Below are 14260 nucleotides of genomic sequence, written 5' to 3'. Positions count from 1 at the left end.
TTAATGGAGAAGATCGTCCGACGAAGGGGTATCGGAAACCGTCCCGTTATTGACGTAGATGATCCTGTCGGCAAATGGCTTCAGTCGCGGGTCGTGTGTTACCACAGCCACAGCCTTACCGCCAGTCGAAAGGTGTTTGAGTTCTTCCATCACTGTTACAACGCTTCTTGCATCCAGTGAGGCAGTGGGTTCGTCGCAGAGGAGGATGGATGGTTCCGTAACCAGCGCACGTGCGATCGCTACACGTTGTTGTTGTCCACCACTGAGTTCCTTTGGAAGATTCTGCATTCGAGACGTCATCCCCACCAACTCGATGGCCTTCATTGCTCGGTCTCGCGCGCTTTTCCTAGACTCTCCCATGAGTAGTAAAGGTTGCATCACATTTTCGAGTGCCGTTAGTGGAGCTAGGAGATTGAAACTCTGGAAGACAAAACCGATAGTGTTGAGTCGGATACCGGCGAGCTCTGTCGGCGAAAGATCATTGATCTGTTGTCCCATAACTCGAACGCTACCATGCGTAGGGAAGATCACACAGCCGAGCAGAGAGAGTAGGGTGGTCTTGCCAGAGCCCGAAGGCCCAATGATGAGTGTGAGCTCTCCCTTGCGGAATTGGACCGTTGCCGGATTTAGTGCAACGATCGTTGTATCGCCTGTGCGATACTCTTTGCTTGCACCCGTGAGTTCGGCAACCACATCGCGAGGAGTTTCAATCATGAACAAAGATACGGCGATTTGTATTTAACCAAATGGTTAAGTATGTTGTGCCATGCCTGCTAAAGCAACATCACCGGACAGACTGAGTCTCACGTTCGCTGCGCTCTCCGACCCTACCCGCAGAGCTATCCTCATGCGTCTGACCAAAGGTGAATCATCCGTGACAGAGCTGGCAAGCCCCTTTCAAATGTCGTTGCCGGCTATCACGAAACATCTCAAAGTCCTTGAACGCGCAGGATTGATCTCTCGCTCAAAAGATGCTCAATGGAGACCATGCAAGCTCGAGGCAAAGACTTTGCAAGAAGCATCGTCCTGGGTTGAGCAGTACCGCGTGTTTTGGGAGGAGAGCATGGATCGATTGGAAGAATATCTAGTTACTAGTTACTAGTTACTAGTTACTAGTTACTCAGTTACACAGTTACACAGTTACACAGTTGCGTAGTTACAGAGTTACATCATTAGTAGCTCTTATCTAGTATCTAGTAACTAGTAACTAGTAACTCGTAACTCGTAACTCGTAACTCGTAACTAGTAACTAGTAACTAGTAACTAGTAACTCGTAACTAGTAACTAAGTAACTCCGTAACTAAGGAAGAAAATGGAAGCATTTGTGATCACACGCGTCATCAAGGCACCAAGAGAAAAGGTGTTTGATGCATTTACGAATCCCGACTACCTGGCACAGTGGTGGGGACCGCGAGGGTTTACCACGAGTACATTTGAAATGGACGTACGACCTGGTGGCAGGTGGCGATACATCATGCATGGCCCGGACGGAACGGACTATGACAACCGAGTGGAGTATTCGGAGGTCGTACGTCCAGAGCGGTTGGTTTATGTACACGGTCATGACATCGATGACGACCCCTTGCGATTCAATTCGAGCATCACGTTTGAAGAGGCAGATGGAGGGACTCTCGTCACGCTGACGGTGTCCATCGATGACGCGGAGTACCGTGAAGCCATGATCAAGTACGGTGCTGTTGAAGGGGGCAATCAGACCCTTGCCAGAGCTGATGAGTTTCTTGCCATCGGCGATACGATGTTCACGTATGCACGAACTTTCAATGCACCGCTTACGAAGGTCTGGGATTGTTATACAAGAGAAGAACATCTCGCGAAATGGTGGGGTCCGAAGGGATTTACCTTCCTCTCATGCAAGGTTGATATGCGCCCCGCCGGAACATTCCACTATGGCATGCAAGGTCCGGACGGTGCTGTGATGTGGGGTATGCTTCGGTACCGCGAAGTTGTGCCGTACCAGAAACTCGTCTTCATCACGGAATTCTCCGATGAGGAAGGAAATGCTACACGTCATCCTCTCGCAGCCACCTGGCCACTACAGACAATGACCATCGCTACCTTCACTGAGGCTGAGGGCAAGACCACGATCTCCTTTGAAGTACGACCGATCGAAGCATCCCAAGATGAACTCCAGACGTTCGCGTCAGCTCATGGCGGAATGAATGTTGGAACGAATGGAATGTTCGACATGCTCGATGACTATTTGACTTCCACAATGGGATAGCCCCTTACTTCAAACCGCGTTGTCCGCGGAACATCAACCACATGAGCGGGAGAACGCCGCCGAGGGTGAAGAGTGAACCCCCGATGATGCGCATCCACGTGAACGATTGAAAGACCGTTCCTTCGATGAAGTCACTGCTGCGTGCGTACCAGAAGCCATTGTTGACGATGGTTGAGAATTGGTAGATGCCTACGGGGAAGAGATCCAATAACACCATCAGGAGGAGTCCGATATTGATCGACCAAAACGCACGTCGCACAAGTCTTGGTCGCCAATGATCCTCTGCGATCATGAGCTTACTGCAGAAAAGGACCGCAGCTATCGCCAGGTTGCCATATACACCCATGAGTGCGGCGTGACCGTGATTCACGGTGAGATAGCTACCGTGCTCGTAGTAGTTGGCGATGGGCAGATTGATGATGAAGCCGAGAACGCCTGCACCGAAGAAGTTCCAGAAGTTCACGCCGACAAGGAAAAGAAATACTTCTGAGAATCCGAATCGTTGTGCTGGGGACGATGAAGCACCTTCTTCCAACAGACGCGGCAGATGAGAGAAGCGCCATGCTTCGATGGTGAGCAGTACCAAGGGGATCACCTGCAGCGTTGAAAAGATGGACCCAAGCGCCATGGTTGCAACAGGCTTGCCATTCCAATAGAAGTTGTGGGAGATGCCGAGAAGTCCTGAGCCGAGAAAGAGCAACGTTGCGATGTAGATCACACGTATTGCTGCCTGTTTACTGACAAGCCCCATCAGCACCATGAAGTAGCCGATGAGAACGGTTGTAAAGACCTCAAAGAAGGCTTCCGCCCACATATGGATAACGCACCATCGCCAAAAGTCAGCGATGACGAAGTTCGTTTCGGGTTGAGCAATAAAGCCCGACATCAACAGCACAACAATGCTGATGGTGGAGTAGACCATCCAGTTCGGCAAGGACCATGGCTGACCTTTTACGAAGATCCCTCGCAGCCCGCGGAACAACGTGAAAGCCCATAGTGCCAGCACTACGGCCAAGAGGATCTGCCAGATCTTGCCGAGCTCAACATATTCCCACCCCTGATGTCCAAGCCAGTAGTTAAGCGACCCAAGTAATCCGTGGGGTCCCATGAACACACCGACAAGCATTCCTCCAACAAGCAACAACGTGAGAACGAGGAGGACTTTTACCATGGTGTGTTGTCTCCGTGGCTGATCCGGCGCTAACATATTCATCACGAACAACGATCCGCCGATCCAGCAGGCAGAGATCCACAGCAGTGATAGCTGAACGTGCCAACTCCGCGTGATGGTGACCGGGACCACGGTGGATACATCAAAGCCAAAGAACGTAACGAAGCCTACAAAGTCATGTACGGTCAGAATTCCCGTAAAGACCTGAAGACCGAAGAGCATGATAGCAACGTACAAGAACCAAAACGCCACACGCTGGATCCCTTGTGGCTGGAATCGTTGCACATCCGCATCCGTGAGGAAGGGGCGAGCATTGGCAGTGTAGGCATCGCTCGAAACCTTTTCCATTGAGCCGCGGAAGAACAACACCAGACCAAGTCCGATGAAGAGTCCAAGTGAACCAAGGATACTCCACAGGATCACCGGTCCAGTTGGTGTGTTTCCGGCATCGGGGTCGAATGGCCAGTTATGTGTGTACGAGAATGTTTCGCCCGGACGTTCGGCGCCGCACGCCCAAGCGCCCCAGAAGAAGAAGTCGGCAAGCCTCCGTAACTCGGTGGTATCCGTGATGTAACTCGCGGGCCTGAACGCCCCCTTCACTGATGCATCCGTGAACACAGCGATGTAGTGTTCGCGTACCTTTTGTACAGCAAAGGTCTGAGATTCTGAGATGGTGATCGAGTTATTCGCCACGGAATACCCGTTGCGTTTGATCTCGTTCTGCACGCGTTGGGAGATACCATCGCGCATGAGAGCTTCATCCGCGTTCGAGGAGAGATCTATACGAGCCGAATGATACTCCCGCATCGCGACAGCAGTGAGATGAAGTGCTTCGGCCGTGTAATCCGGACCACGATTAGCCCCGTCCCCAAACATGCTCCCATGATCCATCAACGCATAGTTCTGGAAGACGATCTGTCCGGCAGTCACATCAGCAGCCCTGACGATCGTTCTCCCGTCCGGAGAGATCATATCTGCGATAGGGGGTGCTTCTGTGTAGGTCTCCACACCGATCATCATCCAGCCGGAGATGCTTATCGTGAAGATGAGAAGCAGGGGAAGCCACCAGTTTCGTGGCTCCATGAGGTAGGCAACGAGGCGGTTGGTATTCATATTCGGACAAAGATATCCGAATTATTGAATTTGTCAAGGCCTCTCACAGAGCATAGTTTGTTGGAATGGTACTCATCATCTTCTTCGTTCTCGCGTCGGTGGTTTCGTGGGCGCAGCCTGTAGCTAACGTTCGGGTGGATCAGATCGATTCACTGCGGAACACCTATGCCGTGACCTATATCGCCCCCTCGTCATCAGTGTATGCTGAACCGATCTTTCAGGACACGCTATTCTGTGCCGCAGTGATCGGGACCTTGCGTGGGACGGTTGGAGTGGTGAAACCAATGCAGCGGGTGAGTGGTGCTACGTATCGATCGCAGCTTGTGGTGCCGGACTCTGCCTACATGGTTCGAATAGAGATCTGTATTCCAACGGACAGAGCACCCGACGGAATACTCTCGTTCTATGTACGGCCCGACGGGGGAGAGATGTGGCCGGGTACGGCTATCCTGGTGATGCCCATAGCTGATAGTGGTCTGGCCTATGAACGCAGACACTACCCAGGTAACTACTTTGCCTATCATCAGTATTGGGTCCGCAACAAACCGTCCGACGTAGAAGACCGGATCGTACCGGCCATGAAGCATGAGTGGCGCTTGCTCGACAGTTTGATCGGCGTTGTCCGCAAGTCCACAGAACGGACATTCAATCGATATATGACTCTTGCCCTGATGTACGCAGAGAGGGAAGGGGGCGATCCATCGTCCTACATCTATCTCGATAGCGCGGTTGCAACACTGGCACGATCACAACAACAGGAGCCCCTTCTCGAGCGTGATCTTCTCTGGAACTACTACTACTATCCCGAGCAGCGCAACGGCAGGAACGAGATAGATCCTGAGCGATTCATACGAACGCAGCGATTGGCGGAGCTGTATCCGCGCACGGCATTTGGGAAGTATTGGGTTGAACGACTCGGTGGTATTGCCCAGCTAGATACAGCAGTGGTGCATCGCGTATTTCGAACATGGTCAGACTCGTATGATGTGGACGTGTTGAGTGCGATCGCATCACGGATGCTCGACACCTCATCAAAGCTCTTTGACCCGGCCAGTGCTGAGCAGATCTTGCTTCGTGCACAAACGTCGAGCGATGAACAACTCGGATTCAGAAGCGGCGAAAACATCTTTGCCAGTATGGGCAGGACCGATGAGATCAATGCGAAACTCATCAAGTCCGTCTCCCTCCAGGGCCGACATCAAGAAGCACGTCAGCTCGGAGAACGTTCCATGCGCATGGCCAGCGGCCCGTATGGCAGACAGTCGATCTCCGCCGAATACGCCAATGCATGTTTGCGCGCGGGCGACACTGATGCTGCTGAAAAGGCGCGCAACTACACGCTGCCGGTGATGCCAAATTTTGAGTATGGAACCATTGACGGCCGGAGCGGTTCGATCGAGAAGTTGCGGGGTAAGATCGTGGTCATCGACTTCTGGTTCATTGGATGTCATGGCTGCGCATTGGAACATAAGAGCCTCAACGACTTCGGACTGCTCTACAAAGGTGATGAACGAGTGGTGTTTCTTAGCGTTGCCCTCAACGATAAGACCACGCTCGAGAACTATCTGTCACGCTCGCCCCTTGCCGCCGATGTGATCTACAATGCGCGTGATATCTGTGAAAAGGCCGGAGTTACGGCCTTCCCAACCCACGTGATCCTTGATCAGAACGGCAAGACCTTGTTGTGGGAGGCAGGGGGCTCTGTGGACGCCGGAGAGAGACTTGCCAAGGCAGTTGGTAAATTGCTTCGTTGAGTTTCTATCTCTTGAGGATCCCATGACCCCTGGCCTGGCACTGTTTTACGCTGTAACGATCTTCGTAGTACCGTTCGTTGTTACCATCCTCACCATCATTATTGGTGAGAAGATGGGTAAACGTCACGTGAAGCGCTACGGAACTATCGACGAAGCGTCGGTAAGCACTGTGGTAGGTGGGGCAATGGCATTGTTGGCCTTTCTTTTGGCCTTCACCTTCCAGATGGTGTCAGACAAACTGGATATACGTCGCGAACTCTTGTTAGACGATGTAACGACCATTCGCACTACATCCTTGCGAGCCGGCCTGCTGCCGGAACCCTACAAGACACGCTCAAGAGTCATGCTTCAAGAATACACCGATCTTCGCGTTCAGCTTGCTGGAGACGTTACAAAGGCGCAAGAGGTGATCGCACGGTCGCATTCGATTGCTGATTCGCTCTGGAAGTTCTCCGAGGAGATCTCCGCTCTTGATCGCAGCTCCGAGTCCTACTCCTTGTTCATCTCGTCAACGAATGACCTTATCGAGATCCTCAACAAGCGTGTTACCATGTCTCTCGAATACCGCATACCGGAGACCATCCTCTGGGTCTTGTTCGCGATCTCTACTGCAACCATGCTTGGCCTTGGCTTCCAGTTCGGAACCAAGGGTACCGGAAGTATAAAGCTCTATGTCTTTTGGTCCGTTGTATTCGCCTGCGTTGTCTGGCTCATCTTCATTCTCGATCGTCCAGAAACTGGCATGGTTCGTTTAAGCCAGGAAGCCGTGTTTAAGCTACATGAGGAGCTGCGTTAGATTGCTAGAGTGCTAGATTGCTAGATTGCTAGAGTGCTAGAGTGTTAGATTCGCTATTCGCTATTCGCTATTCGCTATTCACTTCCTTCCATACCTCACAAGCCGTCTCACATACCGAACTGGCGGTTGCGGAAAGTCGCCGTATGGGTCTGACGTTTGTTCGAGTGATTCAGAGATCATCCCCACGTTATAGAGATATGTGCGGACGATCTTCGTTTCTGTTGGCATGAATCGTTTCCCGTTTGGGAATGTGGCATCAAGAGGTTCAACGATCACCATGCTGTCGTTCACCACCATGTTCACCGTGCGAGTTGGCGTGTAGTCGATCGGTGACGGACCGAACAGCACAGGGCCAAGATCCTTGAACGTACCCGACGCATGCGCGCCGCTCGTGGCCCATCGGTATTGGGTGACGGTATTGACAACCTTGCCGGTTGAATCAAGTGACGGGAGTGAATCGCCTGGGCGGGTGCCCCGTACACCGGGAAGCTCGGTGCCGCAATACAGAACAACTCCACGTGCATCGGGGCATAGGCACGACTTCTTATTGAGCAGGTCATTGAAGATCCCCGGGATCACCTCGAGCATCTGTTCTGCAGCAAACGTCGCTTCAAGAGTGCTTTGCAGAGAGTCGGCAGTGAATCGTCGGATCGTGAACACCGTTCGCCCTTCAACAACCGTAGAGCTTTCAACAACGATGGAATCTACTTCCGTCTGCATCGTTGAACTGTCTACGCGTTCATAGACCCAATACTTCCCGACGGCAAGGGGCTGGAACTTCTCCACGTCACACGCGATCTGAGGCGCAAGAGGTCCGGACGACGTGCAGCCGCCAACAACAAGAATCGAAATGAGTAGGAAAACAAGCCCCATGAGCAACGAAACGTGATTTGGTTCAAGACCCTGCGATCAGAGGAAACTGATCTGGTGAACGAATCGAATCTAATGAGAGATCGATATCTAATGAGGCCCAATAAAAATGACCGTGGTGTGGACGTTGGAAATCGCAGATCTCTTCAATCGTTGCTCGTTGAAACCACGGAAAATTCTGGAACGACAAGAATAGTTCCTCGTCATCGATCAGCATCCAGAATCCATGCTTCGAGATGTTGGTTACTTCAGCGTAAGAAGTGGTCGTGCCAAGCATTGATGATTTCTTTCTTGTGTTTAACAACAAGGTTCTCTGCATCCAGGAGCAGCTTAGAACTGAGACCTACACTTTTTGCCAATGCGATCTCCGGGTCAAGCCAAAACTTAGCCTCACCATCAGCATGCGAAACATGTACATGCATCCGCGACTCTTCCCTCGAGAAAAAGAAGAACCGAAAGCCCCCTTCTTTGAAGACGGTTGGTGACATGGCTTGTGAACCTCGACAATACGTAGATTCTCGTCGCGATCGAATTATGCCAATATTACAACCATTATGACTCAAAAAACAGGTCACGAGAACGACCCGATGCACGGGGTAACACTGCAAATGATCCTCACCTACCTGGTGGAGAACAAGGGCTGGACAGCAATGGGAGAACGAATCCCAATCAAGTGCTTCCAAACGAGCCCAACGATCAAGTCCAGCCTGACCTTCCTTCGTAAGACACCGTGGGCCAGGCAGAAGGTAGAGGCGTGGTATCGGGAGTTAATCTGCTAATGTGCTAATCTGCTAGTGTGCTAGAGGGCAGACAGGTGCCTGTAGTCTGTTGCAATTGGTCTCTTCTGAAGAGATATTGTAGCATATGACACCTCCCCAACAATCGAGAGTGCCTCTAATGATGATCGTTATCTCCTTCTATTTACTGGCAACGGCGTCGCTGGTCGCTGCGGGAGATAGGCAGTACTCTTTGCAGTTCAGACCCGCGGCTGGGCAGGAGATCACAGGTCTTGCTGAAGTGGTCACCCGCACCTCGATGAACGGAATAGAGATGAAGCCGACCTATATGTCGACCTGTACGAACCACATTGTGCTTGCAGGACCATCACCGGTGAAGGTGGAGCAAAGGAGCTTCACAGTAATGAAGCAGATGTCGTGTTGTGGATCTAACGTTGGTCCATGCAACCGCGATAGCCTCCTTGCAATGTTCAGTCCCGCTCCAAAGGTCACGTTTCTGGTTGAAGTCTCCCAAGAGGCATCACTCAGCTCTAAGACAAAGAAGCCAACTCCGTTCGGACAACATCCGAAGATGGCCTTTGTTGCTCCGGCTGCGCCCGTGACCCTCGGCGAATCGTGGACATTCAGTCACGCAAGCAGTCGCAACGACTCGACTACCTCGATGATCTCGATCGATTCCACCCGTATACGCTACACCTTGGAGAGGATCGTGGATAGCGCAGGAGTCTCCTTTGCGATCGTATCAGCAAAGATCACTCACCATCTCAGCGCAACACAAGGTTCAACCATTGTCAATTACAACGGTGAGGGGTCGGCCGAATACAAGGTAGACCTCGCCACCGGAATCCTCCATCACGCCCAAGGATCGATCAAGATGAAGGGCGCCGTCATCAGTGAACGGTCATCGAAGCAGTTCACAATGAACACCGATCTGGACGAGAGTTATCGATTCTGTTTACTCGGCAGGTGAGCCCCCTCAAGCGCCGAAGACACACTCTCCAAAGGCGATCGTTGTGGCAGAGACGAGGTACTTCCTTGGAGAGCCGGTAACCTTACTTGCTCCTCTGCCGATCCCAATATCAACGATCGCTCCTGTGGGAAAGACACTCAGTTCTTTCGTCGAGAACGTATTGCTGCCGTTGTCAGGAACAAGTACGTTGATAGTGATCGCAGTATCAGGCATTGCCGAGTTCTCTTTGTTCGACGTGAACACACGGTAGGAAATGACTACTCTAACGCCATTCGCGTTGTTTGAATCAGTGTTCCACGTCAGGGTGAGCGGAACGGACCTCGACAAAGTCTTACCGGCAATGCTGTTGTTAAGAACGATCTTCTTCGGAACAGCCAACGTAGTTTCAAACGTCGGGATCAACACGTTTCCAGCGATAGAGTAGGGGGCATCCGGTCTGTCCCACAAGCCCCCTAGAGATGACTCATAGAACTGATCATTTAATGGATCGGCAGCAATGGAAACGCCGGAAATGTTCACCATCCCACCATTGACTCGCTTCTGTGCAAAGGGGCTATCCGTATCAAACACTGAGCCCGACGTGTGATACACATCATCGCGGCCCTCTGCCCCATCAAGTCTCCAATGTAACATCCCGAGTGCACCGTGAACATCTTCCGATGTTGATGAGCCAGCCACAAGGGCGCCAATTGCCGAGAGTGCGGTTTCGTCCACATTCTGTTGCGGATCCGGATTGACGGTATCGTTCGTGCAACTGGCAATCAAGATGCCGACAAACATGATAGCTATTGGTACTGATCTCACTTCGGTGATTCCTCGGATCAGGTAGGTTGTCAGAACTTTGCTGTGTCGAAAGGAGCAAACGGCTACTATATTCTCAACCTCGTCAAGACCCGGTTCTATGAATCATTTCGAATTGAATGGAGACGACAATGAAGTCAATTAGATGGTTCATCTTCATCCTCATGGGCTTCCTTCTTGTTTGGGGATGTGAAGAGTTTCTCAGACGGAAAGTAGGTGGCCTTGCTGGCAGCTACCCGTTTGCAGAACATTGGGAGATAGAGGCCACTGAGCAAGAAGTTATCTCAGCAATACGAGAGTTAGGAAGAACGAATCCCGGGTTCCGCTCACTTGATAAGGATGAGAATATTTCTTCCCGTGAAGGAGACGGTGAGGGAGACTATTGGCTTTACATCGATTTGTACTATCCAGACACAAGAGAACTCGTTCATTCATGGACCCGACCCCTGGCAGATACAACCAAGACCACGTTTGCCCTTGTAAGTCTAGTGTCAGTAGACAACCCAAACGATATTAGGCTAATCAATCGTGACTTCTGGTTCCTACCGAACAGAAAGCAGATACGGAGATTCGAGTCAACCTTTGTTGATAAGATATTAGAACAGATTCAGAAGAGACGTGCCCGCTGATCTTGGCTATTCACTCCTCGTCAAGCATATAGCCGCATCTGATGTCCGAAAATCGATAACGTTCATTCAATAGCTACGTGCCAGCACGACAAGCAGAAACACCCCCCCCAATAAAGGAATAAAGAGAACATGTTTAAAAATAGCCTCACTATCCTACTGAGCAACGAGACTTGGGAGACGTGTTATGGTCCTACTGTGCAGAAGTCTTCTTGCGTTCTAGGGTCCAGTACAGAGCATAAAGGAAGGCAGGGGAAGCAAAACCGATAAAGTACTGTCCGCCGGGGAAGGTGCCGGATGAGATCACCATCCACGCATAGAAGCATGTAAGAGAGACGAGTGAGACAATTGCGCCGATCCGCACTCGAAACCACGAGATGGCGAAGCCGATGATGAGTCCGATAGGGAAGAAGAGAAGTGCAATGAACTCGCTTAGTGTTGGGTTGAGTTGCTCCTCAGGGCCGAACATGAACATCAACAGAAGCGCTGAGCTAAGAGTCGAGAGAATGCGAGCCGACCAAAGAAGCACGTTCATCGAGAACATCCGAATGTGAAGAGAAGATCGAACGCGCACTAACGATCTAACTAGCCTCGGGTTTCGTTGATCACTACGGAAATGTTACGGTGCAACGATCTCTACCTTCATTCGATCTGGATCCTCGCAGAAGAGGGCATAATAGTCATCACCACCGGCAAAGGGATGTCGATCTTCGTACAGCACGCGGTAACCACTTGTGCGAACCCAGTCCGTGAGCTCATCCACGTGTCCTCTCGACGCAGCATGAAACGCAAGATGATTCAGTCCAACCCGTTTCCGATGATATCCTGCGTCCAGATGCTCAGCTTCTGTCTGTACCAACACGATGTAGGTTGTTGCATGTAGGTAGCTCACCCCCTGGTCCCACTTCTGAAACTCAGTGTATCCCAGTTTCTTGAGAAGGGGCTCCCAGAATCGCACCGAACGTGCAAGATCTGACACGTAGAGTTCAACGTGATGGAGTCCACCAGCAGGTGCAGCGGTTTCATTTGAAGAGTCCATCCGCGAAGATAGGTCGCTTGAAGAAGGCGCTTAAAGAAGTCGCTTAAAGAAGGCGCTTAAAGAAGGCGCTTATAAAGTCGCTTGAACAAGCCCTGGCGGCCTCGAGAGGAATCGGAAGGCAGTTGCTAAGGTGCGTAGCAACAAGTAGTTACGGAATTCTCAAAAAATGGTGCTGACGGTACTGCTGACGGTGGGCAGAACGTGGATAGGTTTGATTCTTGGTGATGCGTGGTGAGATTTATCGAACAATCGAGCGGATTTTCTCCATTGCCTAACGAAGTACACCGTTGCATTGATGACAACGATTTATTCCCGGGCGATGCATCTGGCAATCATACCCACCCGGAAAAATTGCAGTAGATTGTGGAACAGATTTTGCTCAGAACGGGACAGAAGGGCATTCGTGTCAATGCGTGTCTTCCGATCAGTTGAACGTGAATCCCATAGCGGTGATAGTCACCCCGATTCGAGACGGCCTAAATGAATGTTCAAGTACAACCTGCACTTTTGAAATGGGCTCGAGAGCGTGCTTCGATGTCCACTGCGGAGCTTGCACAGTTTGTTGGGACAAAGAATTCTCCTGCCCCTTTGGAAGAATGGGAATCGGCACCAGGACCAGTTACGATATCGTCTAAGACTCTGGAGAAGTTGGCTGTAAAGACTCGTGCACCATACGGCATGCTTTTCTTGAGCTCACCTCCTGATGAACACCTGCCAATTCGCGACTTTCGCCGCACCTCGAAAGAGGGACGAAGCAGGCCCAGCCTTGAGCTTATTGAGACGATCGAGGACTACCAGATACGGCAGTCCTGGTACAGTGAAGTGCTGCAAGAAGAGGGTGCTGACCCAATCGAATTCATTGGCTCGGCAAGCTTGGCTGATAACCCCGATAGTCTCGCTCAGAACATTTCGAATTCTCTACGAATAGGAACAGAAGAAAGAAGACGTTTAAGTGCGAATGAGGATGTCGCATTATGGCTGATCAAACGACTTGATGAGTCAGGAGTAACTGTTGTCAGAAAGGGATACTCGGGAAGCGCGACAAAGCGAACACTTAAGAAAGAGGAATTCAAGGGCTTTGCATTAGCTGATAGATTCGCTCCGTTCATCTTTGTCAACGGCACTGATTGGCCTGCTTCTCAGGTCTTCACTATCGTTCACGAATGTGTTCATCTATGGTTGGGAGAGTCTGCGATTCCGGCAGGTGACTGGTTCGATGGAGCCGATTTACCAGTTGAGCGATTCTGCAATAGGGTAGCAGCTCAGGTGCTGATGCCCGCAAGTGAAGTTGATCGGCTCTGGGTGCCCAGCCTTTCAGTCAAAAAAAATCTTGAGGTTCTCTCACAGCATTTCAGAGTGAGTTCTTTGGCCTTGTTGTATAGAGCAGTTGAGAGAAATCTGATCTCCGACGCACAGTTTCAATCTGCTCTACAAACAAGCAATAGCGAGTTTCGGTTGGCCAGTAAAGCAAAGTCTGAATCTTCTGGCGGAAGCTTCTACAATAATGTTGGTGTACACCTTGGTAAGCGCTTTGTTCAGGAGGTACTTACTCGCACATTAGGAGGCAAGACTCTCTACACAGAGGCATTCAGTTTGCTTGGCACGCGCAAGACGAGTGTCATTCATACTATGGCAGATAAGTTTCTATGAGGCATAAGTCATGATTTATTTACTTGATGCGAATGTCCTTATTGAGGCAAAGAACAGGTACTATTCATTTGACGTTTGTCCTGGATTTTGGGACTGGTTGCAGCGTGAGAATACGAGCGGGAATGTTCTTAGCATAGAAGCTGTTGCCACTGAATTAGTAGATCCAGATGCTGCAAAATGGGTGCGCGATAATCGTGGATTCTTCGTGCCATCAGATGACTCTATGGTCAGTGGTATTGCCGCATGGATTCAGAATCAGACTCGCTTTAAGGAGGCCGAGAGAACGAAATTCCTCAGAGGGGCGGATGCAAGGTTGATCTCACATGCTGCATTAAATGGCGCTACAGTAGTCACTAAAGAGACAGCCGAGCCCCAATCAAGTAGAGTGAAGATACCGGACGTTTGTCGCGCGTTCAACGTAGAATGCATCGACACCTTCAAGGCGCTTCATCAGCTAAATGCAAAGTTTGTTCTCGCCTGAGAGTTAGTAG

General features: G+C 50.9%; 17 protein-coding genes and 1 pseudogene. 10 read left to right on the top strand and 8 right to left on the bottom strand.

The window, feature by feature from the left end; genetic code table 11:
- Nucleotides 1-714 (bottom strand): ABC transporter ATP-binding protein, encoded by a 714-nt coding sequence (locus IPI29_04670; GenBank protein MBK7411831.1) that lies wholly within the window; start codon nucleotides 712-714, stop codon nucleotides 1-3.
- Nucleotides 715-766: 52 nt separating this feature from the next.
- Here IPI29_04670 and IPI29_04665 point away from each other — a divergent pair, with 52 nt between their 5' ends.
- The 3 genes and pseudogenes from IPI29_04665 (at nucleotide 767) to IPI29_04655 (ending at nucleotide 2242) form a co-directional block, all read left to right on the top strand.
- Nucleotides 767-1102 carry a winged helix-turn-helix transcriptional regulator gene (locus tag IPI29_04665; protein ID MBK7411830.1) on the top strand — a complete coding sequence of 112 codons (336 nt, stop codon included), beginning with the start codon at nucleotides 767-769 and terminating at the stop codon, nucleotides 1100-1102.
- Between the two features lie 210 nt (nucleotides 1103-1312).
- A pseudogene (locus tag IPI29_04660) lies at nucleotides 1313-1741 on the top strand (SRPBCC family protein).
- 15 nt (nucleotides 1742-1756) lie between these two features.
- Entirely contained in the window at nucleotides 1757-2242 is a 486-nt protein-coding gene (locus IPI29_04655; protein ID MBK7411829.1) for an SRPBCC domain-containing protein, read from the top strand.
- Nucleotides 2243-2246: 4 nt separating this feature from the next.
- On the opposite strand, the gene IPI29_04650 is transcribed toward IPI29_04655, so the two are convergent.
- Nucleotides 2247-4526 carry a cbb3-type cytochrome c oxidase subunit I gene (locus IPI29_04650; protein MBK7411828.1) on the bottom strand — a complete coding sequence of 760 codons (2280 nt, stop codon included), beginning with the start codon at nucleotides 4524-4526 and terminating at the stop codon, nucleotides 2247-2249.
- A 65-nt stretch (nucleotides 4527-4591) separates the two neighbouring features.
- On the opposite strand from IPI29_04650, the gene IPI29_04645 reads away from it, so the two are divergent.
- Entirely contained in the window at nucleotides 4592-6280 is a 1689-nt protein-coding gene (locus IPI29_04645) for a TlpA family protein disulfide reductase (protein ID MBK7411827.1), read from the top strand.
- 22 nt (nucleotides 6281-6302) lie between these two features.
- Nucleotides 6303-7076 carry a hypothetical protein gene (locus IPI29_04640; protein ID MBK7411826.1) on the top strand — a complete coding sequence of 258 codons (774 nt, stop codon included), beginning with the start codon at nucleotides 6303-6305 and terminating at the stop codon, nucleotides 7074-7076.
- A 78-nt stretch (nucleotides 7077-7154) separates the two neighbouring features.
- Here IPI29_04640 and IPI29_04635 read toward each other — a convergent pair whose 3' ends face one another.
- From IPI29_04635 to IPI29_04625, 3 genes are read right to left on the bottom strand one after another with little or no spacing between them, the layout of a single operon-like run.
- Nucleotides 7155-7949, bottom strand: coding sequence for a hypothetical protein (locus IPI29_04635; GenBank protein ID MBK7411825.1), 795 nt, complete (start codon nucleotides 7947-7949; stop codon nucleotides 7155-7157).
- Between the two features lie 22 nt (nucleotides 7950-7971).
- Nucleotides 7972-8223 (bottom strand): DUF2442 domain-containing protein, encoded by a 252-nt coding sequence (locus IPI29_04630; protein MBK7411824.1) that lies wholly within the window; start codon nucleotides 8221-8223, stop codon nucleotides 7972-7974.
- Nucleotides 8195-8434 carry a DUF4160 domain-containing protein gene (locus IPI29_04625; GenBank protein MBK7411823.1) on the bottom strand — a complete coding sequence of 80 codons (240 nt, stop codon included), beginning with the start codon at nucleotides 8432-8434 and terminating at the stop codon, nucleotides 8195-8197. Before IPI29_04625 ends, IPI29_04630 begins: the two co-directional genes overlap by 29 nt.
- Before the next feature lie 66 nt (nucleotides 8435-8500).
- On the opposite strand from IPI29_04625, the gene IPI29_04620 reads away from it, so the two are divergent.
- Together IPI29_04620 and IPI29_04615 are read left to right on the top strand one after the other, a co-directional pair.
- Nucleotides 8501-8725: a DUF2132 domain-containing protein gene (locus IPI29_04620; protein ID MBK7411822.1), complete on the top strand. Its 225-nt coding sequence runs from the start codon at nucleotides 8501-8503 to the stop codon at nucleotides 8723-8725.
- 118 nt (nucleotides 8726-8843) lie between these two features.
- Nucleotides 8844-9653: a hypothetical protein gene (locus IPI29_04615; GenBank protein ID MBK7411821.1), complete on the top strand. Its 810-nt coding sequence runs from the start codon at nucleotides 8844-8846 to the stop codon at nucleotides 9651-9653.
- 6 nt (nucleotides 9654-9659) lie between these two features.
- Here IPI29_04615 and IPI29_04610 read toward each other — a convergent pair whose 3' ends face one another.
- The gene (locus IPI29_04610) at nucleotides 9660-10457 is read right to left on the bottom strand and encodes a hypothetical protein (GenBank protein MBK7411820.1); all 798 of its coding nucleotides are present in this window, start codon (nucleotides 10455-10457) and stop codon (nucleotides 9660-9662) included.
- A gap of 128 nt (nucleotides 10458-10585) precedes the next feature.
- Between IPI29_04610 and IPI29_04605 the strand changes: the two genes are divergently transcribed.
- Nucleotides 10586-11083 carry a hypothetical protein gene (locus tag IPI29_04605; protein MBK7411819.1) on the top strand — a complete coding sequence of 166 codons (498 nt, stop codon included), beginning with the start codon at nucleotides 10586-10588 and terminating at the stop codon, nucleotides 11081-11083.
- Nucleotides 11084-11273: 190 nt separating this feature from the next.
- Here IPI29_04605 and IPI29_04600 read toward each other — a convergent pair whose 3' ends face one another.
- Entirely contained in the window at nucleotides 11274-11615 is a 342-nt protein-coding gene (locus tag IPI29_04600) for a hypothetical protein (protein ID MBK7411818.1), read from the bottom strand.
- An 84-nt stretch (nucleotides 11616-11699) separates the two neighbouring features.
- Nucleotides 11700-12119, bottom strand: coding sequence for a VOC family protein (locus tag IPI29_04595; GenBank protein MBK7411817.1), 420 nt, complete (start codon nucleotides 12117-12119; stop codon nucleotides 11700-11702).
- Between the two features lie 480 nt (nucleotides 12120-12599).
- On the opposite strand from IPI29_04595, the gene IPI29_04590 reads away from it, so the two are divergent.
- Together IPI29_04590 and IPI29_04585 are read left to right on the top strand one after the other, a co-directional pair.
- Nucleotides 12600-13769, top strand: coding sequence for an ImmA/IrrE family metallo-endopeptidase (locus tag IPI29_04590; GenBank protein MBK7411816.1), 1170 nt, complete (start codon nucleotides 12600-12602; stop codon nucleotides 13767-13769).
- A 10-nt stretch (nucleotides 13770-13779) separates the two neighbouring features.
- On the top strand, nucleotides 13780-14250 hold the full coding sequence (locus IPI29_04585; GenBank protein MBK7411815.1) for a DUF4411 family protein: 471 nt from the start codon (nucleotides 13780-13782) through the stop codon (nucleotides 14248-14250).
- The last annotated feature ends 10 nt before the right edge of the window (nucleotides 14251-14260 follow it).

The sequence above is a fragment of the Ignavibacteria bacterium genome, from assembly GCA_016707005.1.
Lineage (GTDB): Bacteria > Bacteroidota > Ignavibacteria > Kapaibacteriales > Kapaibacteriaceae > UBA10438.
The sequence above is the reverse complement of the archived record's forward strand: the minus strand, read 5'-3'. Positions and strand labels throughout refer to the sequence as shown.

Bases quoted from the DNA above. Each gene is read 5' to 3' on its own strand.
- IPI29_04670 (MBK7411831.1), bottom strand. From the start codon at position 714: ATGATTGAAACTCCTCGCGATGTGGTTGCCGAACTCACGGGTGCAAGC.
- IPI29_04665 (MBK7411830.1), top strand. From the start codon at position 767: ATGCCTGCTAAAGCAACATCACCGGACAGACTGAGTCTCACGTTCGCT.
- IPI29_04655 (MBK7411829.1), top strand. From the start codon at position 1,757: ATGTTCACGTATGCACGAACTTTCAATGCACCGCTTACGAAGGTCTGG.
- IPI29_04650 (MBK7411828.1), bottom strand. From the start codon at position 4,526: ATGAATACCAACCGCCTCGTTGCCTACCTCATGGAGCCACGAAACTGG.
- IPI29_04645 (MBK7411827.1), top strand. From the start codon at position 4,592: ATGGTACTCATCATCTTCTTCGTTCTCGCGTCGGTGGTTTCGTGGGCG.
- IPI29_04640 (MBK7411826.1), top strand. From the start codon at position 6,303: ATGACCCCTGGCCTGGCACTGTTTTACGCTGTAACGATCTTCGTAGTA.
- IPI29_04635 (MBK7411825.1), bottom strand. From the start codon at position 7,949: ATGGGGCTTGTTTTCCTACTCATTTCGATTCTTGTTGTTGGCGGCTGC.
- IPI29_04630 (MBK7411824.1), bottom strand. From the start codon at position 8,223: ATGCTTGGCACGACCACTTCTTACGCTGAAGTAACCAACATCTCGAAG.
- IPI29_04625 (MBK7411823.1), bottom strand. From the start codon at position 8,434: ATGTCACCAACCGTCTTCAAAGAAGGGGGCTTTCGGTTCTTCTTTTTC.
- IPI29_04620 (MBK7411822.1), top strand. From the start codon at position 8,501: ATGACTCAAAAAACAGGTCACGAGAACGACCCGATGCACGGGGTAACA.
- IPI29_04615 (MBK7411821.1), top strand. From the start codon at position 8,844: ATGATGATCGTTATCTCCTTCTATTTACTGGCAACGGCGTCGCTGGTC.
- IPI29_04605 (MBK7411819.1), top strand. From the start codon at position 10,586: ATGAAGTCAATTAGATGGTTCATCTTCATCCTCATGGGCTTCCTTCTT.
- IPI29_04600 (MBK7411818.1), bottom strand. From the start codon at position 11,615: ATGAACGTGCTTCTTTGGTCGGCTCGCATTCTCTCGACTCTTAGCTCA.
- IPI29_04595 (MBK7411817.1), bottom strand. From the start codon at position 12,119: ATGGACTCTTCAAATGAAACCGCTGCACCTGCTGGTGGACTCCATCAC.
- IPI29_04590 (MBK7411816.1), top strand. From the start codon at position 12,600: ATGAATGTTCAAGTACAACCTGCACTTTTGAAATGGGCTCGAGAGCGT.
- IPI29_04585 (MBK7411815.1), top strand. From the start codon at position 13,780: ATGATTTATTTACTTGATGCGAATGTCCTTATTGAGGCAAAGAACAGG.